Source organism: Paraplanobispora takensis (assembly GCF_016863195.1).
In the GTDB taxonomy this organism is placed as follows: domain Bacteria; phylum Actinomycetota; class Actinomycetes; order Streptosporangiales; family Streptosporangiaceae; genus Planobispora; species Planobispora takensis.
Window position 1 is genome coordinate 1 of the sequence record NZ_BOOK01000065.1, and the last position, 16,095, is coordinate 16,095.

Below are 16,095 nucleotides of genomic sequence, written 5' to 3' on the forward strand. Positions count from 1 at the left end.
CCGGCTGGGCTCGCAGGTGTCGGCTACGGATGTCCCGCCACCCGGCGTTGCCCGCGGGGCGCTCGAAAGGAGATCGGGCACGTAGGCCGGACGAGGCCGAACGGAACTCATCGAGCTTTCCGGCCTGCCGTCGACGCTTCCGGAAAGGTGATCACTTTGTCTGAGCCGCCTGCCATGATGACCCGCAATTGATCGAGGAGGTCACTGTGTCAGACATCCGTAGGTTCGGCTGGCTCTCCAGAAACGACGGTCCGCTGCACGACATCTACGGTGTGTCCTTCATCCGTGACCTCTCCCCTCACGAGGTGCTCATCCGTCTGGGCGTGGACACGGGCGCGATCGAGGAGACGACCTTCGACGAGTTGGACGAGCTCGTGACAGAGCAGGCACTGAGCTCGGAAGGTGAGGACATCGGTTACGTCGGCGCCGTGAAAGTGGACGACTGGACCGTGCTCATCGAGCCTTCCGGCTGGAGAGTCGCGGTCGACTCCGGTGTGCTGGAGCGTGTCTCACGGGGAACCGAAGTCGTGTCGATCAACCGGCACGACTACGCCTCGGACAGCTTCGTCCACGCGATCGACGGCGAGGTGATCGTGGCCTTCGACCCGCTGACACCACGTTTCCGTTCGGGGAGCGATTCCGAGCGCTGGGTCACCCAGATGCGTGACGTCGGGTTCGACCGGCGCACGTTCGACGACTCCATTCCCGATGATCGCATCGCGAGCGCATTCGCTCTGGCGAGCATCATCACCGGCATCAGCCTCTCCAAGGAGGTGCTGGACCTGACATTGCTGGGAGCGGCGGTCAGGGAGCAATGATCCGATTCTCGGCGATCTGTACGGCCGGCAGCCGCCTTGGGCCGGTTCCCGAGCTAGGACGATAACCGTCCCAATAGACCGGTGGGGAGCGTGCGCATATGGAGATCATGTATGCCGATGTCGACTGGCTCGCCCATGGCGACGCGCTCCTCGGCGTATGGTGCCTGACTTTCGTGCGAGGGCTCGACGAGGTTGAGGCACTGCAGCGCGTGGGCATCGAGGAAGGGAGCGTCCGGCCGCTCACTCACGGGGAGCTGATGGATGAGTGGCAGTTTCCCCCTACCCCTAACAAGGTCTTGGCGGGACGTCTGGGTGGCTGGACCGTGCTCATCGAGGTGTGTGCCTGGGCGGCGTTGGACGCTTTTCAGGCACTGTCGGCCGGGACGGAGGCCGTTTCGGTGCGACGGCATGATCACGCGACTGACAGCTTCGCGTACGCCGTTGACGGAGAACTGGCGACCGCCTTCGATCCGCTGCTTCCCGGGTGGCGATGGGGGAGTGATCCGGATCGTCTGATGGATCCGATGCGGGAGGTGGGTTTTGATCCCGCCTACGAACCGAGCCTCGAAGACGATGAAGGCGAGTTCGCTGGGCACGGCAGGCGCCCGATGCGGTGACGACCCGGAAGGCGGCCGGCCGAATGAAGATCGAAGCCCGCATCGAAGCCCGGATGAGGCAACAATGTCTGAGCCGGTCTTTTCATGCTGGGAGAGTGGTAAAGCCCAGGAGATTCGAACCCCTGACATCCTGCTTGCAAAAACGTACGCCGATCTTGGACGACAAGCGAAGCCGTCCCCGGTCTTCGGGAACGAAGCCGCGGACAGGATGTGGAAGGGTCCGGCCGTGACCGGAAGAGACCCCTCTCATGCTGAACGCCCGCTGCTCTTCCTCGACGTCGACAGGCCGCTTCTCCCCTTCGGCCAGGACCCGCAACACGCACCGCTATCAGTCTGTGACCTGGGATTTCACGTCTCGTACGGGTCAGGCAGAGCTATGGCCTCACGGACGGAGATCTCCCTGCGGGCTGCGACCTGCAGACGCTCCCGAACCTCTCGGGGCGTGCGCGGTCGAAAGCCCGGACCGTTGCAACCGCACGAGTGGAAGTCCAGCCCCGCGTAGAGGACGGCGTTCAATGCTCGCCAAGCCGGGCCGGCACATGCCGCAAGATTAGGCGAATGCCGGAGCGCCGCGCCGCCCACCCCGCCCTGCCTGGCGCTCCCATGTCAAGCGGGTGAGACTCGGAGATCGTTCAGGGTCGGCATGTGCGCATCCGCCAGTACGTCTACCTCGCCGTGAAGAGCGAGATCATGGACGCCGAGGACATGGCGGCCCGGATCGGGCTGGATCCGGACGAAACCATGGTGCGAGGTGCGCGCAGCACGAATCCGCCCCGCCCGGCGGCCCACGCATGGAAGATCGGGTGCCGCGCTCCAGGACTGCCGGTCGACGAGATGATCTCGCTTCTGAGGGCGCCGGCCCCAGCGTGACAGCGGGCCTGGGTGATGGCGATGCGGTGCAGGGCGGCGTCGAGCTGACGGTCGCCGCCGCGGTTGAGCCGATGGCGGTCGCCGTTGCCGCCGCAGACCGGAATCGGGGCGGTGCCGTTGTGCCGGGGGGGTAAGCCGGCCATGGGTGGTGACCTGCTTGAGTTCGCTCGCCGCGGCCACTACAGCCCGTCGGCTGGATCGGACGGGCTGCGCGCCGCCGATCATGACGGGATCGAGACCGAGGCTCCCGTCGGCTCTCTCGCCCACCCGATTCTCAACCGCAACGCTGTGAACCGGCCGGAAACCGATTTCCATCTGCTCAGAGCAGATCTGCCCCAGGCAGATCGTGTCGACGCCGGTCCTGATCGCCTCACATGATGGACGCATGAGCGGAGAATCGAATATCCCACTGTTCAACGAGCGGGTGAGGCGCGAACTCTACGACCAGCGTGTCCTCGTTCTCGACGGCCCTCTCGATGATGACAACGGGACGCTGCTGACCACGCAACTGATAGCACTCGCCGCGCAGGACTCGTCGGCGGATATCGCATTGTGGATTCACTCGCCGGGCGGGTCGGTTCCCTCGATGCTCGCGATCCGCGACATCATTCGAATCATTCCCTGCGACGTATCGACACTCGTCCTGGGCATCGCCTACAGCGCCGGGCAATTCCTGCTGTCATCGGGGGCCCGGGGGAAGCGCCGCGCCCTTCCGCACTCACGTGTCCTGATGCACCAGGGCTCGGCGGGAATCGGCGGCACCGCAGTCGACATCGAACTGCAGGCCGGGGACCTCCGGCATACTCGCGACACGGTGCTCGGTCTCATCGCCGAGGACACGGGGCAGCCCGTCGAGCGCATATTCGAGGACTCTCTGCACGATCGCTGGTACACAGCACAAGAGGCATTGGACTACGGCTTCATAGACGCGATCGTGCAAGATTTCGACGAAATCGCGCCGCGCAATCGCCAACGGCTCGGATTCGGCGTCACCGAAGGAGTCGGCCAGTGACCTCGTATACTATTCCGAACGTCATTACCCAGAATTCTCGTGGCGAGCGGATCATGGATGTCTACTCGCACCTGCTCACCGAGCGGATCATCTATCTGGGCACCGCGATCGACGCGGGCGTCGCGAACGCGCTCATCGCGCAGTTGATTTTCCTGGAGTCGGACAACCCCGACGGCGAAATACAGTTCTATATCAACTGTGAAGGCGGGGATCCGAGCGCGATGCTCGCGATATACGACACCATGCGCTATATCCGCCCACGGGTTTCGACAACCTGCGTCGGACAGGCCGTCGCGGTGGGTGCCGTCCTTCTGGCCGCGGGTGCCGAAGGAAAACGTGCCGCTCTCCCGCACGCACGAGTGATCCTGCACCAACCAGCCGCTCAGGGACGCGGAACGATCCCCGATCTCATCTTGCAGGCCGACGAGGTCGTCCGCGTCCGAGCGGACATCGAGCGCATCCTGTCGCGGCACACCGGACAGACGATCGAGACCCTACGCGCCGACACCGATCACGATCGCGTGTTCACCGCGGCCACGGCCTTGGAGTACGGGCTCCTCGATCAGATCATCGAGGAGCGTTCATAGGCCGGCGATAATCCCGGCAAGCCACGCTACGCGGCCAGAGCGTACGCCGCCGAGCAGGTGACACCTCTCGACGCGCTGCTCTGAGCAGACCGCACGCTCTCGGCGACGGCAAGGGTCAGATCGACCAGGGTCACATCCAGCGCGCCGGCGACCGCAGCGATCATTTCACTCGACGGCTCTTTGAGGCCTCGTTCCATCTCGGAGAGATACTGCGGCGAGACTCCGGCGCGACGTGCCGTCTCGCTCAGCTTCTCGCCCCGTTCGTGACGGAGGCCTCTGAGGCACTCACCGAGCGCGTGCCGCCACAGCGGCTCGCGAGCCGGAGACGGCTTGGAGCTGGTCCTATCGATCGCCGGACGTAGCGGTGGGATAGAAGAGGCCATGTCTCACTTTAGGTAGACGACGCGTTCGAGTTCGGCCGGATCCGCGCAGAGCGGAATCCTCCCGTCTCCTCCGGCTCGTCTGAGGGCGAATCGTGCGCTCACCGAGTGGTCACCACAGCGGAGACCATTCGGTGATGCCGATGACCGGTCCTGTCGGCCGGTGGCGTGGCCGGGCCGGATCGCGGCGATCAACGCCACCGGGCGCCGGGCCAGCCGTACGGGCCGCGAGCAGGACGGAGGACCCCCGCGAGTAGCCGCGACCGACGACCTTCCGGAGTTCTCCGGCTGCGGCTGCTCAGGCAGCTGCTGCTGTCCGCGATCCGGCGCGGTCGAGTGCCCTCGGCACAGCGGCTCCGATGTCCGGCTGCCTAGTGCGGTGACATCGAGGCGTCGATGTCGGCGACGCGGTCGTACCGGTCGAACTCCACGGTCGCCTCTAAGCCCGGCCCGGACAAGGTGAGCTTCGCGAAGTCGGGACTGAACACAGGATTGAGCTGTCGCCGCAGGCCATAGCTGTGCAGCGCGCGCCGGTGGTCCGTCACCCACATGTCGGTGAGTGCCTGCGCGATGACACGCATCGTGCGGGGCGGGTTGGGCGGCGGCAGCTGGAAGTCCGGATGCTCGATGAGGAAGGCGGCACGAGTGCCGCCTCCGGCATCGCCGTTGTAGGAGGTCCAGCGGCCCGTCACGGCCTTGGCGGCGTCGATGAAGAACCCGACGACCGTAGCCGGTTCGGTGGGTGAACCGGGCAGCGCGTCGAACGGGACCTCCGCGGAGGCGAGTTCGGCTATGCCGTGCCGCTCCCCGAAGTCGCGCAGAGCCGCGGACGCCGCCACCAGCGACTCGGGAAACCCGGACGGGTTCGCCCACGCCCACAGCCACGATCGCGGACCGGGAGCGGCGGTTCCGAGCAGCTGAAAGCCGGTGCAGGTGGTCGCGCGGGGGCCGATGAAATCGAACCGCTGCTGATGCATGTCAACGTTCCAGCTGTGATCGCCGACCAGATCCATGAGGTGAAGCTGGTGTTCGAGCGAAAGTATCGCCGCGTCGTCGAGAAGGTCCAGCAAAGTGATCGTTTCCGGCACGCGGGCAGCCTAACCAGCCAAGTTCGCTGGCGGCAATCGGGCTGGACGCCTTGGACCACGGGGGTGATCGGCCGAGCCCGGCCGCGTCGCCACCGTTGTCAGGCTCTGAGGTAGGCGAGGACGGCGAGGACGCGGCGGTGCAGGGCGTCGTCGGGTTGCAGGCCGAGCTTGGCGAAGACGTTGCCGATGTGCTTTTCCACTGTGCTGGCGGAGACCACCAGCCGTTCGGCGATGGCCGTGTTGGAATGCCCCTCGGCCATCAGTGCCAGGAGTTGCCGTTCACGTGCGGTCAGCGACCTCAGGACGTCGTCCCGGCGCTGACCGGCCAGCAACTGCGCGACCACCTGCGGATCAAGCACCGTCTCGCCTCTGGCGACCCGATCCAGTGCATCCAGGAACTCCTGGACCCTGGCCACCCGGTTCTTCAGCAGGTACCCGACCGCGCCGGAGCCATCGGCCAGCAGATCGCCCGCGTAGGAGGCCTCCACGTACTGGCTGAGCACCAGCACGGGAGCGCCGGGCACCCGCGAGCGGGCCTCGATCGCGGCGCGCAGGCCCTCGTCGGTATAGGTCGGCGGCATCCGCACGTCGACGATCGACACGTCCGGGCGATGCAGGAGCACCGCCTCGACCAGGGCCGGGCCGTCGCCGACCGCGGCCACGACGTGGTGACCGTCCTCGTGGAGCAGCCGAATCAGGCCTTCACGCAGCAGGACGGCGTCATCGGCCAAGACGATCCGGAGCGCGCCGCGCGCCGCTGATTCGTGCGGGTTCAGCAGCACGGCAGTTCCGCGGTGATCGTCGTCGGGCCGTCGTACGGGCTGGTGACCAGCAACCTGCCACCGCCCGCCTGCAGCCGCTCCTCCAGCCCTCGCAGGCCGTGGCCCTTGGCCACCGCCGCGCCGCCCACGCCGTCGTCCGTCACCCAGACGCGCATCCTTCCCTCCCCGTGGCGTACTCCGATGGTGCACCGGTCGGCATAGCTGTGCTTGGCCACGTTGGTCATGGCCTCGGCGATCACAAAGTAGGCGGCCGCCTCGACGGCGGCGTCCAGGCGGTGCTCCAGGGGGTCGGCGTCGAACTCGACGGGCACGGTCGAGCGCGCGGCCAGAGCGGACAGGGCCGCGTGCAGGCCGCGGTCGATGAGGATCGGCGGAGCGATGCCGCGCGACAGGGCCCGCAGCTCCTCCAGCGCCTCCTCGGTCTGGACGAGCGCGTCGGCCAGCGCCGTGCGGACCAGCTCGGGCCTGCTGACGAAGTTGTGCTGGGCGCGGCCCAGTTCGAGAGCCAGGCGGACCAGCCGCTGCTGGGGGCCGTCGTGGATGTCGCGTTCGAGCCGGCGCAGCGCCGCCGCCTCGGCGGTGACCGCGGCGACGCTCTGCGCGCGGGCGGTGTCGCGTTCCCGTTCCAGCCCGCTGACCCCGCGGTGCAGAGGGGATACCTCCGACAACAGCGTTCGCCCCAGCCTGGCCTGTACGGCGACGCAGGCACGGGTCACCAGCGGCATGGCGCACAGCATCGCCAGGCCGGTCACGGTTCCGAAGGTCAACCGCTCGGCCGGTGAGGTCAGGCCCAGGCTCAGGGCGAGATGGGATTCGGTGCCGCCCACGGTCAGCGTGATCGGGCGCATCGATCCAGCGGGCCGGAAGGAACCGCGCAGGGCGGAGGTGGCCGCACCGAGGCTGACGAACCACCACATCGCCGTCACCGTCGAGGTGACCAGGGCGACGGGGAGCGCGACGACCGCGTGCGCCACGCCGAGCCACCGCACCGACGCCGGCCCCCGGGCCAGGACGGACGGCCTGCCCGGCACCAGTCGGCCGGCCACGGCGGCACACAAGCCGGCGAGCACCACCAGCAGCCCGGCCGCGGCGGTCACAGGGGCGGTGAGCAAGTAGAGCGAGTCCACGATCGTACGACGGCCGAGGCGAAGGACGAACCTGACACCCGACCGCCGACCTGTGGGCGTCTCGGTCATGACCTCAGCCTATTGCGGGCGCCGGGACGAATCGGGCCCCGGCCGCACGCAGCGAGCATCGGGCGCGCGTAGGCGTCAGCGGTGGTTCGCGCTCCGGATCAAAAGGCTCTTGCGGGCCCGCAAGGTGTGGCAGGCCCCACCTGCAAGTGTCCGGTCCGCCCCGGTGACCGGGTGAGCGGTCGCGCGGAAGGGTGATCGGTACGGCACCGGCGCACCTCGCAGGTCGGCGGGCCGTACACACCCATTCGATCGAGTCGGGAAATCCCTTGCACACTCCTTCAGCCCAGCCGTCCGGCCGCCTGTTCGCCGTGCTCGCCACCCTCGTGGCGGTCCTCGCCACCGCCTTCGTCCTCGCCCCGCACACGCTGGCGGCCACACGAGCGACCGGTGGCTTCTCCGAGGTGAGCACTCTCCGCCGGACCCTCCGCCAGGCGTTCGCCGAGTACTGGAGTTCAGGCGAGCGCGACCCGACCCCGGGCTTGCAGACGGTCATCGACTACTGGTCCCGCTACCACCTGGTCAAGGCCGCAATCGCTGTGATCTTGCTGATCGTGCTCATCGTCCTCGGGGTTGTCGTGTGGAAGGCGTTTTCGAGGTCCGGCGGTCTCCGGGCGGCCGCTTTCGCCTCGGCCGGTGTTCTTGTCACGATGCTCGCGTTGTCCTGCGTGCTGCTGGTGGTGGCCAACATCCAGGGTGCTGTGGCACCCTTCGCCTCGCTGCTGCCGATGCTGGCGGCCGGCGGGAGCGGCGGAAGGCTCGGCGACACGCTCGGCCAGGTCAGGCAACGGCTGGCCGACTCCTCGACCACCGGCCCTCTCGAGGTGATGATCAGCGACTTCGTCCGGTATCACGCAGCGATGGCCGTGGCAGGCGCGGTCGTGGTGGCCGTCTTCGCGGGCCTGAGCGTGGCGTCGTGGAGGTGGTTGGCGAGAACGCCGCGCTCCGACAGGCGCACGAGACGCGTGCTGGGGTCCTACGGGGTGCTCTCCGCGGTGTTTCCGCTGTTCATGGGGGTGGTCGTGATGGCGAACACCGCCACCGCCATGGACCCGGCGCCTGCCCTCCTGGCCTTCTTCGAGGGCGGCTGGTGATGCGCCGCGGTTCGGCCAGGCGGCCCGAACACCTGCACCACCGTTTCAGCGCCGACCACCCCAGCCGTGAAGCCGGCCCGTCGCTTCTGCCCGGCTCCGGGCGGGCGCTCCGCGAAGCGCACTACGCGGGAGGCAGGACGCCGCGCCGTTCGCGAACGGCGCGGCGTCGGGAAACGTTGTTTCAGGCGTTCTCGGCCGCCTTCTTCAGGCGCTCGCCTTGAGGTCGCTGACGATGGTGAGCAGGTAGCCGTCGTCCTTGCTGGTCCCGCCCCGTCGGGCACGCGACGGGCACGGGAATCTTCTCGCTTGTCGCCCCGGCATCCGGCGGGTCGGGGCTGAGGAACGAAGTCCCGGACCGGTGATCGCCCCCACCCTGTACGGAGATCAGCCGCCACCGGGTGCTCGTAAGGGCGCAACCTGCAACCTTCATCAGAGGTTATGGACAGTACGGGCTAGGTTCGGCAGGCTTGCTCGGGATCATGACCGGGAACTGAGGTGGTTCTAAGTGAGTGGGTTCAGAGACCTTTTCGTATGGTTAGGCGAGGTACTGCCGTGGTTGTTCTCGCTGGCGGTATTGCTGGCGGCACTTTTCTTCGTGATCTACGGAGCGATACGGCTGGCGCTCGTACATGATCGCAATTACCGGGCGCGAGAGGTTGCGGATGCAGAGCTGAAGGAGCGCGTAGCGGCGGAGAGAGCGGCTCAAAAGCGTGAGGCGGAAGAAGCTGACGGCGTGTAGCGGCGGCGGGTCGGTAGCGGGCAGGTTGGGTACGGCGCGGTGGATATGCGGTAGGCGGGGCCGACCGGGACCGATCCCCAGGCCGCATGCCCGACGGTTCTCGCATAGCCGCATGCCCGAACGGTTCTCGCATAGCGGGAGCCGTGATGGCGGCGCGACGCGCCGCCCTTGATCAGCACTCCACCCGCGATCGGCAACGAGAGGTCGCCCGCAAGCTCGACGGCCTCGCCCATGGGGCACTCGGGAAACGATCGGGCACGCAAGCAGGACGAGACCGAATGAAGATCGAAGCTCAGGCGAGGCAACCGTGCCTGACCTGGTCTTTTTGTGTCGTGAGAGTGGTGGAGCCTAGGAGATTCGAACTCCTGACATCCTGCTTGCAAATCGGTCCGATCTCCGGCCGTACGGGCCGTGAGCTGGACGGAGGGCTCCCCGCGAGTGACCGTGACTGGCCGCTGTTGACCGCCCATAATGGCCCGCTAATGGCCCGGCAGCCTCTACTGCTGCCCAAGGCCCGGCGAGGTCGAGTGCCGCCGACATAGTGGTTTCACTGTCTGCTGCGACGCGGTTGATCACCATCTCCCTCCTCCGTACCTGACGACCGGTTTGGACGACTCCAGTATGGAATCTTGTGACCTGCTACGGCGCTGGTCAGGTAGTTGATCGCGTTCCCCGTGGCTCCACGCGATTCCCCGTGAACAACCCTCCTGACGGGCACACAGCGGGCACGGGTCCACCCTTCGGGAACCTGCACATCCCTCCCCTGCCGGATCTTCCCGTCTGCCTCGTCTCAGAGTGATCCACAGCCGTCCGGCATCTTCCGTGACTGTGTCAGGAAGAAGTCAGTGAAGATCCGTATCGGGCGAGGAATCTGTGGGCCCGACATCAGAAGAGTCGATGGACTCGCGTGATTCCTGCTGTTCCAGACGCTTGAAAAGGTCCGGGTGAGCACGCTGCAGAAGATCACGCACCTGCCGCTCCAGTTCGGGAACGTTCACTGTGGCGGCAGTGTGCACGATCTTCCAGTCGACACTGAAATACCGATGGACCACGTTGTTGCGCAGTCCTCTGATCAATTTCCAGGGGATCTGAGGGGTCACGTCCCGAGTCTCCTCAGAGATTCCCCCGACAGCCTCGCCGATGATCGAAAGCTGCCATATGACCGCATCACGACGCATCGAGTCGGCCGCCCACACCTCGGGTGAGACACCTTCGAGGTACGAGGCGATCTTCCTGGCAGCCTCCACGATGTCCACCAGATAGAGGCCCTCACGCTGCATACAGCACCTGAGCATCGTCGAGAATCTGATCGCGGATGACCCAGTGGAGACCTTCCTTGGAGACCACGTCAACCTTACGACCCAGCAGGTTCTCCAGTTCCTCCTGGAAGGCGAAGAACTCGATGCCGATGTCACTGTCCGGCTTCAGGACATAGAGGAAGTCGATGTCACTGTCGTCCCGGTCCTCTCCGCGGGCGACCGAGCCGAATACGGCCAGTTCGGCAATGCCGTACTTCTCACACAGCTCGACCAGGCGCTCGTGGACGGTCGTGAAGTCAATGCCCATGACACCTCCCTCGGTCTCATGCTGCCATCTCGACCGCGTCGCCACACGGTCAGCCTCATTTTCTCGCCATACCCGGGGACGAGACGAGTAAGGCCGGCGAGCGCCGGGCCACGCTCACCGGGCTGCCGGGAGGCGCAGCCCGGGTGGGCAACACCTGGCCTGCCACGGACGTGCCTCACGGGTGGGCAGGACGTGCCTCGCGGACGGGCTCACCGATCGATACGCGCGCCGTACCCGCTCTCAGCCTCGGATGTGCCGGTTCCGGCGAGTCGATGGCCTGGAGATCTGGACGACAGCCAGATGGAAGGCGTTTTGGATGGTGGAGCCTAGGAGATTCGAACTCCTGACATCCTGCTTGCAAAGCAGGCGCTCTGCCAACTGAGCTAAGGCCCCGAGACGCAAGCCGGTGAGCTGTGAGGATGGCGGTGACCGGCTCGCTTCAGTCGTACACCGTAGCAACAGGCCGGGCGTTCCCGCCACTCGGCGCTCGGGGCGGGGTCAGTGGACGGAGGCCGGCAGCGGGGGTTCGGTCTGGTCGCTGCCGAGGATGAGGCCGGGGAAGTCGGCGATGGAGTCGATGATGTGGGTGGCGCCGCCGTTGACGAGGCGATCGCGGCTGTGGACTCCGGTCAGGACGCCGGCCACCACCGAGGCGCCGGCGCGGCGGCCGCAGAGCATGTCGCTCTCGGAGTCCCCGGCGACCGCGACCTGGCGGACGTCCTCGACGCCCAGGCGCAGGACCGCGGTGAGGACCATGTCGGGCATGGGACGGCCGCGGCCGGCGTCTTCGGGGCACAGGGCGAGGTCTATCTTGTCGGACCAGCTCAGGGCGGACAGGACGCGGCCGAGGGTCGAGCGGCTGAACCCGGTGATGAGGCAGACCTTGACCTCGGCGCTGCGGAGCTTGTCGAGCGCCTCGACGGTGCCGGGCAGGGGCAGGAGCCCCGAGCGCTCGATCGCGCCCTCGTAGGAGCGCTCGAAGGTCAGGTTGGCCGCCTGGGCTTGGGCCTCGTTGTCGGGGAAGATGCCCCGGAACACATCGATCTTGGGGCAGCCCCGGGACCGGTGCACATGCACCATGGCGCGCGCGTACGCACCGGTCCCGGGCACGATGCCCTGCGTGGCGATCGCCTCGGCGAACGCCCGTTCGACCATGGCGACGTCACCGATCGTGGTGCCTGCCAGATCCAGACAGGCAAGCTTGATGGGAGTCATCCCTCCAACCTTGCTTAGGACCATGTGAGCACCCGAGTCGGTCGCCGCGTTGATCAGTTCTCGCTGCCGGTCGCCTCGGTCCAGAGATCGAGCTCGGCGCGGTCGGCCTGGACCTTGCGCCAGACCAGCAGCCCCCCGAGAGCGACAAGCGCCAGAACGAGCAGCTTCTTCACGGTGTGACCCCACTTCTTCGACGGTCTCACCTGCCGGGGTGAGACGACGCCCGGTTCCAACGGTTCCTTGCAGCCTAGCAAGGGATCGGCCGATGACCCGGTATGCGCACAATACGGGAGCGGTGAATCTCCGTTCACACCGTGATTTCCGTCACTCTTCGGTACGGCTCGCGCCTGCATGATCACGATCCGCCACGAGCTCGGCCTCGAACCCGTCCTCGTTCTCCAGATAGGCCGCGTAGTGGCCGGCTCCGCCGGCGTGGGGATGGCGGTCGGCGAACATCAGGCTCCAGCCGTACCGCGGGGCCGCCGCGACGAGGTCGTCCACCCGCCGCGTCCCGGCCACCCGGAAGGCCAGGTGATTCAGCCCCGGTCGGCATCGATCGTGGACGGGGGCGCTCAGCGCGGGCGACTGCTCGACGACGATGTACACCCCGTCCATCGCCCAGCTCCGGCCGGCCTCCCACTCCTGGAACGGCAGGTATCCCAGCTCGCCGAGCAGCCATCCCCACGACGTGACGGCGCGGCCGAGATCGGGGACCCACAGTTCGACGTGATGCAACATGACCCCAGCCTGCCGGACCGGGCCCGGCTAACGGGCGGGCCGGGCCAGGGCGTTCCTCATCGCGCGGTCGAGCCGTACGGAGATCAGATCGACCCCGTCCGCCTTCACGCCGGTGAGGTCGGCGCAGCTGAGATCGTCGGGGAAGTCCTTCACCGTGGTCAGCCCCCAGCCCGCGTAACGCTGTCCGCTGCCCGGCTCGCACAGCGCACCGGCGGGGGAGCACAGCGCGGGAGCGGGCAGACACGGCACGGGTGCAGGGGAGTGCGTCGCAGGCACGGGGCGGTACGGCATGAGCCTGGGGGGAGTACGGCGGAGGCGCCGGAGCCGGGCGTGGGGCGTACCGGGAAACGAGCAGGGAGACCGGGCGTCTTTCACTCACCGTCTCCCCCGAGATCCTCAGGATCTTATGGGTATGTGGTGTGGTGAGATGATTCGCCCGATCCGCAGACTCCCGGCCTGAGCCGTCCGGAGCTTCCGGCCTGAGCCGTCCGCGGGCTCCCAGCCGGAGCCGGGAGCCCGCCGTGGCCGCTCCTCCTCAAGGAGGATCACCCGTCGGAGAGGGTCATCTCTCCCCGAGGAGATCGCTGTACTCGGGGTGGAGGTCGATCCAGGACCTCACGAACGAGCAGCGGGGGATCACCTTCGATCCTTCGACCCGCGCAGCGTCCAGAGCCGCCCGGACGAGCGTGCCGCCTATCCCCCTGCCCTCGAAGGCCTTGTCCACCTCGGTGTGGGTGTAGACGATCACATCGTCCTTGCGGACGTACTCGATCTGGCCTACGTGACTGCCGTCGATCTCGGCTTCGAAGAGGTTCATCTCCGGTACGGCCGTGACCCTGACGGTCATCGTGGCCTCCTTCCGTCTTCTCCTCACAGATCAGCCAGCCGATCCTCCGGGGCGTTCATTCCCGGAGGCCGTGGCCGGTCGTCAGTTCGTGAAGGCGTCCTTGACCTTCTTGCCGGCGTCCTTGACCTTCTCGCCGGCCTGCCGGAGGCTGCCCTCGGTCTGGTCGGCGCGGCCCTCGGCCTGCAGGTCCCGGTCGTCGGTGGCGTCGCCGACGTTCTCCTTCACACGGCCCTTGAGCTCCTGAGCCTTGTTGGCGATCTTGTCGTCGGTTCCCATGATGATCTCCTTCGTCATACGAGGCGTTCACTGGCAACAGTGAGATCCCCTATCCCCACACGACGAAGGCAAACTCCGGCCCCGCTCACCCCGCCCCACCCGGCACCGCTCGACCCCGCCCCACCCGGCACCGCTCGACCCCGCCCACCCGGCACCGCTCGACCCCGCCCGCCCGGTCAGGCCTCGCACCTCTCCCCGAGCAGTTCGGCGAACAGGTTCTCCCAGTGCGGCATCACCCTGTCCGGGGCGTACTCCCGCACGGTCACCAGGGCCGCGGCGCCCATCCTGCGGCGCAGTTCCCGGTCGGCGACGAGGCGGCGGATCCCCGCGGCCAGGGCGTCCACGTCCTCCGGGGGGACGAGCAGCCCGTCGACCCCGTCGATCAGGACGTCGGCCGGACCGGTCGGGCAGTCGAAGGCCACCACCGGCAACGCGTGCGACATGGCCTCGATCATCACCATGGGCAGCCCCTCGAAGCGGGAGCTGAGCACATAGAGCGAGGCGTCCGCCAGTTCGTCGGCCAGCCGGTCGCTCTGGCCCATCAGGGTGATGACGCCGTCCATCCCGTACTTCTTGATCAGCGCCCGCAGCTCGGCCTTCTTCTGCCCCGTGCCGAAGACGCGCAGCCGCCAGTCCGGATGATCGCGGACGACCTGCGCGAAGGCCGGGACGAGCATGTCGAAGCCCTTCTGCGTCACCAGGCGTCCCGCGGCCACCGCCACCCGGTTCTCGTGGGTGGAAAGGCGCAGGCCGAGGGTGTCGATGGCGTTGGGGATCCGCAGGACCGGGGTTCCCGGCAGCACGCGCTGATAGTCCCGGCGGTCGGTGCCGGTCAGGACCACGACCGCGTCCAGCTTCCGGTAGTGGCGGATGATCTGCCGGCGGACGGCCTCGCGGTGCGTCGCCAGGTTCATGTGCTCCTGGGCGACCCGGACCACGCTCCCGGAGGCGCAGCGGGCCGAGATGAGGTTCAGGGCGGGGCGGGTGGTCACCAGGACGCCGTCCTGCAGCGAGGCGACGTAGTCGATGACGGCCCTCTCCACGCGCTCGGTGAAGTAACCCGCGGCGAACTCCCCGCGCGGGACCATGCGGCCGCGCACCACCCGCCAGAGCCGCCGGCCGAAGGAGTCGGGCCGGGTCCCGTCCCGCTGGTCCACCAGGGCGGTGAGAGCGACACGCGGATCCAACGGGAAGCGCGGCTCGTCGCGGCGCCGGACCACGCTGACGATCTCGACCTCGTGTCCCGCCTCGGCCATCGCCTCCGCCTGGTTGATCACGGTGCGGATCGTGCCGCCCATGCCGTAGGCGTGCAGGAGCATGTAGCGGATCTTCATGGCTTCGCCAGGTAGCCCCAGCTACGGCAGATGGGTTTCAGTTCCTCGGGGATCCCGTCCTCGCCGGGCAGGTCGCGGCCCTGCTGCACGGTGCCCGACTGGATCTTCTCCTTCCAGTCCCCCAGGCCCTTGGCGATCACTTCCTGCTCGCCGTACGAGAGCATCCCCGCCTCCCACGGGATGGCCAGGAACTCGCAGACGCGGCGGGTCTCCGTCTCGGGGTCGCCGGTCAGGTCCTCGTAGCGCACCGTCAGGCCGGCCAACGCCTTGCGCGCCCGCTGGACCGCCCGCATGTAGCGCAGCGCGTCCAGGGTGGCCTCGTGCGCCGTGCGCCTGTCCGGGCTGGCCTCGTGCCAGGAGGCGGCGATGGAGGCCGGGTGGCGCAGCAGGAAGATGAAGCGGGCGTCGGGCCAGCAGGTCGCGATGCGGCCGAAGGCGAAGGCGTTGGCGGGCGTCTTGTCCACGATGAAGGACTTGCCGCTGCGCACCAGTTCCCGGTGGAGCACCCGGTCCCACAGCAGGTGCTCCAGATCGGCCTGGTTGTGCCCGAGCGCCTCCATCGCCTTGCGCGACAGCGAGGTGCCGAAGCCCACGGTCAGGCGGCGCACGTGCAGCTCGTGCGGGGCGTGCAGCATGGAGTGGGCGCCCAGCACCGCCCTCAGCAGCGTGGAGCCCGACCTGACCGGCGACAGGATGAAGATCGGCGCGGTCAGCAGCCGGTCCGTCTGCGGATCGGCGGGCGGCCGGACGAGTTCCTCCGGAGCGGCGGAGACCGGCGCGGAGGCGGTGACGGCCGTGAGAGTCCTGTCCGCCCGGGCGAGCCGGAACCCGGTGAACCTGATCAGAGCGTCATTGACTGTGCGCTGCCAGTTCATGCCGAGGCAGGCTACTCGCCTTTCCTGTCAGTTCACTGTGTGTTCGCACCTGCGGACTCACAGG

General features: G+C 67.6%; 22 protein-coding genes, 1 tRNA gene and 1 pseudogene. 8 read left to right on the forward strand and 16 right to left on the reverse strand.

The window, feature by feature from the left end; genetic code table 11:
* Window positions 1-206 precede the first annotated feature (206 nt).
* From Pta02_RS35865 to Pta02_RS35875, 3 genes are all read left to right on the forward strand, one after another.
* The gene (locus Pta02_RS35865) at window positions 207-818 is read left to right on the forward strand and encodes a DUF6461 domain-containing protein (RefSeq protein ID WP_203879473.1); all 612 of its coding nucleotides are present in this window, start codon (window positions 207-209) and stop codon (window positions 816-818) included.
* A 98-nt stretch (window positions 819-916) separates the two neighbouring features.
* A complete protein-coding gene (locus tag Pta02_RS35870; RefSeq protein ID WP_203879474.1) occupies window positions 917-1,435 on the forward strand; it encodes a DUF6461 domain-containing protein in 519 nt (172 codons plus the stop codon).
* Between the two features lie 645 nt (window positions 1,436-2,080).
* The gene (locus Pta02_RS35875) at window positions 2,081-2,305 is read left to right on the forward strand and encodes a DUF4279 domain-containing protein (RefSeq protein ID WP_203879475.1); all 225 of its coding nucleotides are present in this window, start codon (window positions 2,081-2,083) and stop codon (window positions 2,303-2,305) included.
* Between the two features lie 8 nt (window positions 2,306-2,313).
* Here the strand turns inward: Pta02_RS35875 and Pta02_RS42405 are convergent.
* Window positions 2,314-2,421: pseudogene (locus Pta02_RS42405) on the reverse strand (IS110 family transposase); the annotation flags it as partial.
* Between the two features lie 25 nt (window positions 2,422-2,446).
* On the opposite strand from Pta02_RS42405, the gene Pta02_RS35880 reads away from it, so the two are divergent.
* Genes Pta02_RS35880 through Pta02_RS35890 form a run of 3 tightly spaced genes read left to right on the forward strand, consistent with a single transcriptional unit; the run spans window position 2,447 to window position 3,904 of the window.
* Window positions 2,447-2,683: a hypothetical protein gene (locus tag Pta02_RS35880; RefSeq protein ID WP_203879476.1), complete on the forward strand. Its 237-nt coding sequence runs from the start codon at window positions 2,447-2,449 to the stop codon at window positions 2,681-2,683.
* 7 nt (window positions 2,684-2,690) lie between these two features.
* Window positions 2,691-3,317, forward strand: a complete 627-nt coding sequence (locus Pta02_RS35885; protein ID WP_203879477.1) for a ClpP family protease — start codon at window positions 2,691-2,693, stop codon at window positions 3,315-3,317.
* Window positions 3,314-3,904, forward strand: coding sequence for a ClpP family protease (locus tag Pta02_RS35890; protein ID WP_203879478.1), 591 nt, complete (start codon window positions 3,314-3,316; stop codon window positions 3,902-3,904). The genes Pta02_RS35885 and Pta02_RS35890 overlap by 4 nt, the downstream gene beginning before the upstream one ends.
* A 26-nt stretch (window positions 3,905-3,930) precedes the next feature.
* Here Pta02_RS35890 and Pta02_RS35895 read toward each other — a convergent pair whose 3' ends face one another.
* The 4 genes from Pta02_RS35895 to Pta02_RS35910 all read right to left on the reverse strand — a co-directional run bounded on the left by Pta02_RS35895 (window position 3,931) and on the right by Pta02_RS35910 (window position 7,350).
* Window positions 3,931-4,287, reverse strand: coding sequence for a helix-turn-helix domain-containing protein (locus tag Pta02_RS35895; protein ID WP_203879479.1), 357 nt, complete (start codon window positions 4,285-4,287; stop codon window positions 3,931-3,933).
* 368 nt (window positions 4,288-4,655) lie between these two features.
* Window positions 4,656-5,372, reverse strand: a complete 717-nt coding sequence (locus Pta02_RS35900; protein WP_203879480.1) for a DUF6882 domain-containing protein — start codon at window positions 5,370-5,372, stop codon at window positions 4,656-4,658.
* Between the two features lie 98 nt (window positions 5,373-5,470).
* Window positions 5,471-6,154: a LuxR C-terminal-related transcriptional regulator gene (locus Pta02_RS35905; RefSeq protein WP_239131497.1), complete on the reverse strand. Its 684-nt coding sequence runs from the start codon at window positions 6,152-6,154 to the stop codon at window positions 5,471-5,473.
* On the reverse strand, window positions 6,145-7,350 hold the full coding sequence (locus tag Pta02_RS35910) for a sensor histidine kinase (protein ID WP_203879481.1): 1,206 nt from the start codon (window positions 7,348-7,350) through the stop codon (window positions 6,145-6,147). Before Pta02_RS35910 ends, Pta02_RS35905 begins: the two co-directional genes overlap by 10 nt.
* Before the next feature lie 266 nt (window positions 7,351-7,616).
* Here Pta02_RS35910 and Pta02_RS35915 point away from each other — a divergent pair, with 266 nt between their 5' ends.
* Both Pta02_RS35915 and Pta02_RS35920 read left to right on the forward strand, forming a co-directional pair.
* Window positions 7,617-8,441: a hypothetical protein gene (locus Pta02_RS35915; protein ID WP_203879482.1), complete on the forward strand. Its 825-nt coding sequence runs from the start codon at window positions 7,617-7,619 to the stop codon at window positions 8,439-8,441.
* Between the two features lie 505 nt (window positions 8,442-8,946).
* On the forward strand, window positions 8,947-9,180 hold the full coding sequence (locus Pta02_RS35920) for a hypothetical protein (protein WP_203879483.1): 234 nt from the start codon (window positions 8,947-8,949) through the stop codon (window positions 9,178-9,180).
* An 842-nt stretch (window positions 9,181-10,022) separates the two neighbouring features.
* On the opposite strand, the gene Pta02_RS35925 is transcribed toward Pta02_RS35920, so the two are convergent.
* The 11 genes from Pta02_RS35925 to Pta02_RS35970 form a co-directional block, all read right to left on the reverse strand.
* Window positions 10,023-10,460, reverse strand: a complete 438-nt coding sequence (locus Pta02_RS35925; RefSeq protein WP_203879484.1) for a HepT-like ribonuclease domain-containing protein — start codon at window positions 10,458-10,460, stop codon at window positions 10,023-10,025.
* On the reverse strand, window positions 10,450-10,746 hold the full coding sequence (locus tag Pta02_RS35930; RefSeq protein WP_203879485.1) for a nucleotidyltransferase family protein: 297 nt from the start codon (window positions 10,744-10,746) through the stop codon (window positions 10,450-10,452). Before Pta02_RS35930 ends, Pta02_RS35925 begins: the two co-directional genes overlap by 11 nt.
* Window positions 10,747-11,063: 317 nt before the next feature.
* Window positions 11,064-11,139, reverse strand: a tRNA-Ala gene (locus tag Pta02_RS35935).
* A gap of 105 nt (window positions 11,140-11,244) precedes the next feature.
* Entirely contained in the window at window positions 11,245-11,961 is a 717-nt protein-coding gene (locus Pta02_RS35940; protein WP_239131498.1) for an HAD-IA family hydrolase, read from the reverse strand.
* Between the two features lie 53 nt (window positions 11,962-12,014).
* Window positions 12,015-12,134 carry a DLW-39 family protein gene (locus tag Pta02_RS41630; protein ID WP_211264163.1) on the reverse strand — a complete coding sequence of 40 codons (120 nt, stop codon included), beginning with the start codon at window positions 12,132-12,134 and terminating at the stop codon, window positions 12,015-12,017.
* Between the two features lie 151 nt (window positions 12,135-12,285).
* Window positions 12,286-12,699, reverse strand: a complete 414-nt coding sequence (locus Pta02_RS35945; protein ID WP_203879487.1) for a VOC family protein — start codon at window positions 12,697-12,699, stop codon at window positions 12,286-12,288.
* 27 nt (window positions 12,700-12,726) lie between these two features.
* Window positions 12,727-12,948 (reverse strand): hypothetical protein, encoded by a 222-nt coding sequence (locus Pta02_RS35950; RefSeq protein ID WP_203879488.1) that lies wholly within the window; start codon window positions 12,946-12,948, stop codon window positions 12,727-12,729.
* A gap of 313 nt (window positions 12,949-13,261) precedes the next feature.
* On the reverse strand, window positions 13,262-13,546 hold the full coding sequence (locus Pta02_RS35955; protein ID WP_203879489.1) for a GNAT family N-acetyltransferase: 285 nt from the start codon (window positions 13,544-13,546) through the stop codon (window positions 13,262-13,264).
* A gap of 81 nt (window positions 13,547-13,627) precedes the next feature.
* Window positions 13,628-13,822 (reverse strand): CsbD family protein, encoded by a 195-nt coding sequence (locus Pta02_RS35960; protein WP_203879490.1) that lies wholly within the window; start codon window positions 13,820-13,822, stop codon window positions 13,628-13,630.
* A gap of 176 nt (window positions 13,823-13,998) precedes the next feature.
* The gene (locus Pta02_RS35965) at window positions 13,999-15,156 is read right to left on the reverse strand and encodes a glycosyltransferase family 4 protein (protein WP_203879491.1); all 1,158 of its coding nucleotides are present in this window, start codon (window positions 15,154-15,156) and stop codon (window positions 13,999-14,001) included.
* Window positions 15,153-16,031, reverse strand: coding sequence for a sulfotransferase family protein (locus tag Pta02_RS35970; RefSeq protein WP_203879492.1), 879 nt, complete (start codon window positions 16,029-16,031; stop codon window positions 15,153-15,155). Before Pta02_RS35970 ends, Pta02_RS35965 begins: the two co-directional genes overlap by 4 nt.
* Window positions 16,032-16,095 lie beyond the last annotated feature (64 nt).

Coding starts and splice junctions, on each gene's coding strand:
- Pta02_RS35870 (WP_203879474.1), top strand. CDS start 917: ATGGAGATCATGTATGCCGATGTCGACTGGCTCGCCCATGGCGACGCG.
- Pta02_RS35880 (WP_203879476.1), top strand. CDS start 2,447: ATGGGTGGTGACCTGCTTGAGTTCGCTCGCCGCGGCCACTACAGCCCG.
- Pta02_RS35885 (WP_203879477.1), top strand. CDS start 2,691: ATGAGCGGAGAATCGAATATCCCACTGTTCAACGAGCGGGTGAGGCGC.
- Pta02_RS35895 (WP_203879479.1), bottom strand. CDS start 4,287: ATGGCCTCTTCTATCCCACCGCTACGTCCGGCGATCGATAGGACCAGC.
- Pta02_RS35910 (WP_203879481.1), bottom strand. CDS start 7,350: ATGACCGAGACGCCCACAGGTCGGCGGTCGGGTGTCAGGTTCGTCCTT.
- Pta02_RS35925 (WP_203879484.1), bottom strand. CDS start 10,460: ATGCAGCGTGAGGGCCTCTATCTGGTGGACATCGTGGAGGCTGCCAGG.
- Pta02_RS35930 (WP_203879485.1), bottom strand. CDS start 10,746: ATGGGCATTGACTTCACGACCGTCCACGAGCGCCTGGTCGAGCTGTGT.
- Pta02_RS35940 (WP_239131498.1), bottom strand. CDS start 11,961: ATGACTCCCATCAAGCTTGCCTGTCTGGATCTGGCAGGCACCACGATC.
- Pta02_RS35945 (WP_203879487.1), bottom strand. CDS start 12,699: ATGTTGCATCACGTCGAACTGTGGGTCCCCGATCTCGGCCGCGCCGTC.
- Pta02_RS35955 (WP_203879489.1), bottom strand. CDS start 13,546: ATGACCGTCAGGGTCACGGCCGTACCGGAGATGAACCTCTTCGAAGCC.
- Pta02_RS35960 (WP_203879490.1), bottom strand. CDS start 13,822: ATGGGAACCGACGACAAGATCGCCAACAAGGCTCAGGAGCTCAAGGGC.
- Pta02_RS35965 (WP_203879491.1), bottom strand. CDS start 15,156: ATGAAGATCCGCTACATGCTCCTGCACGCCTACGGCATGGGCGGCACG.
- Pta02_RS35970 (WP_203879492.1), bottom strand. CDS start 16,031: ATGAACTGGCAGCGCACAGTCAATGACGCTCTGATCAGGTTCACCGGG.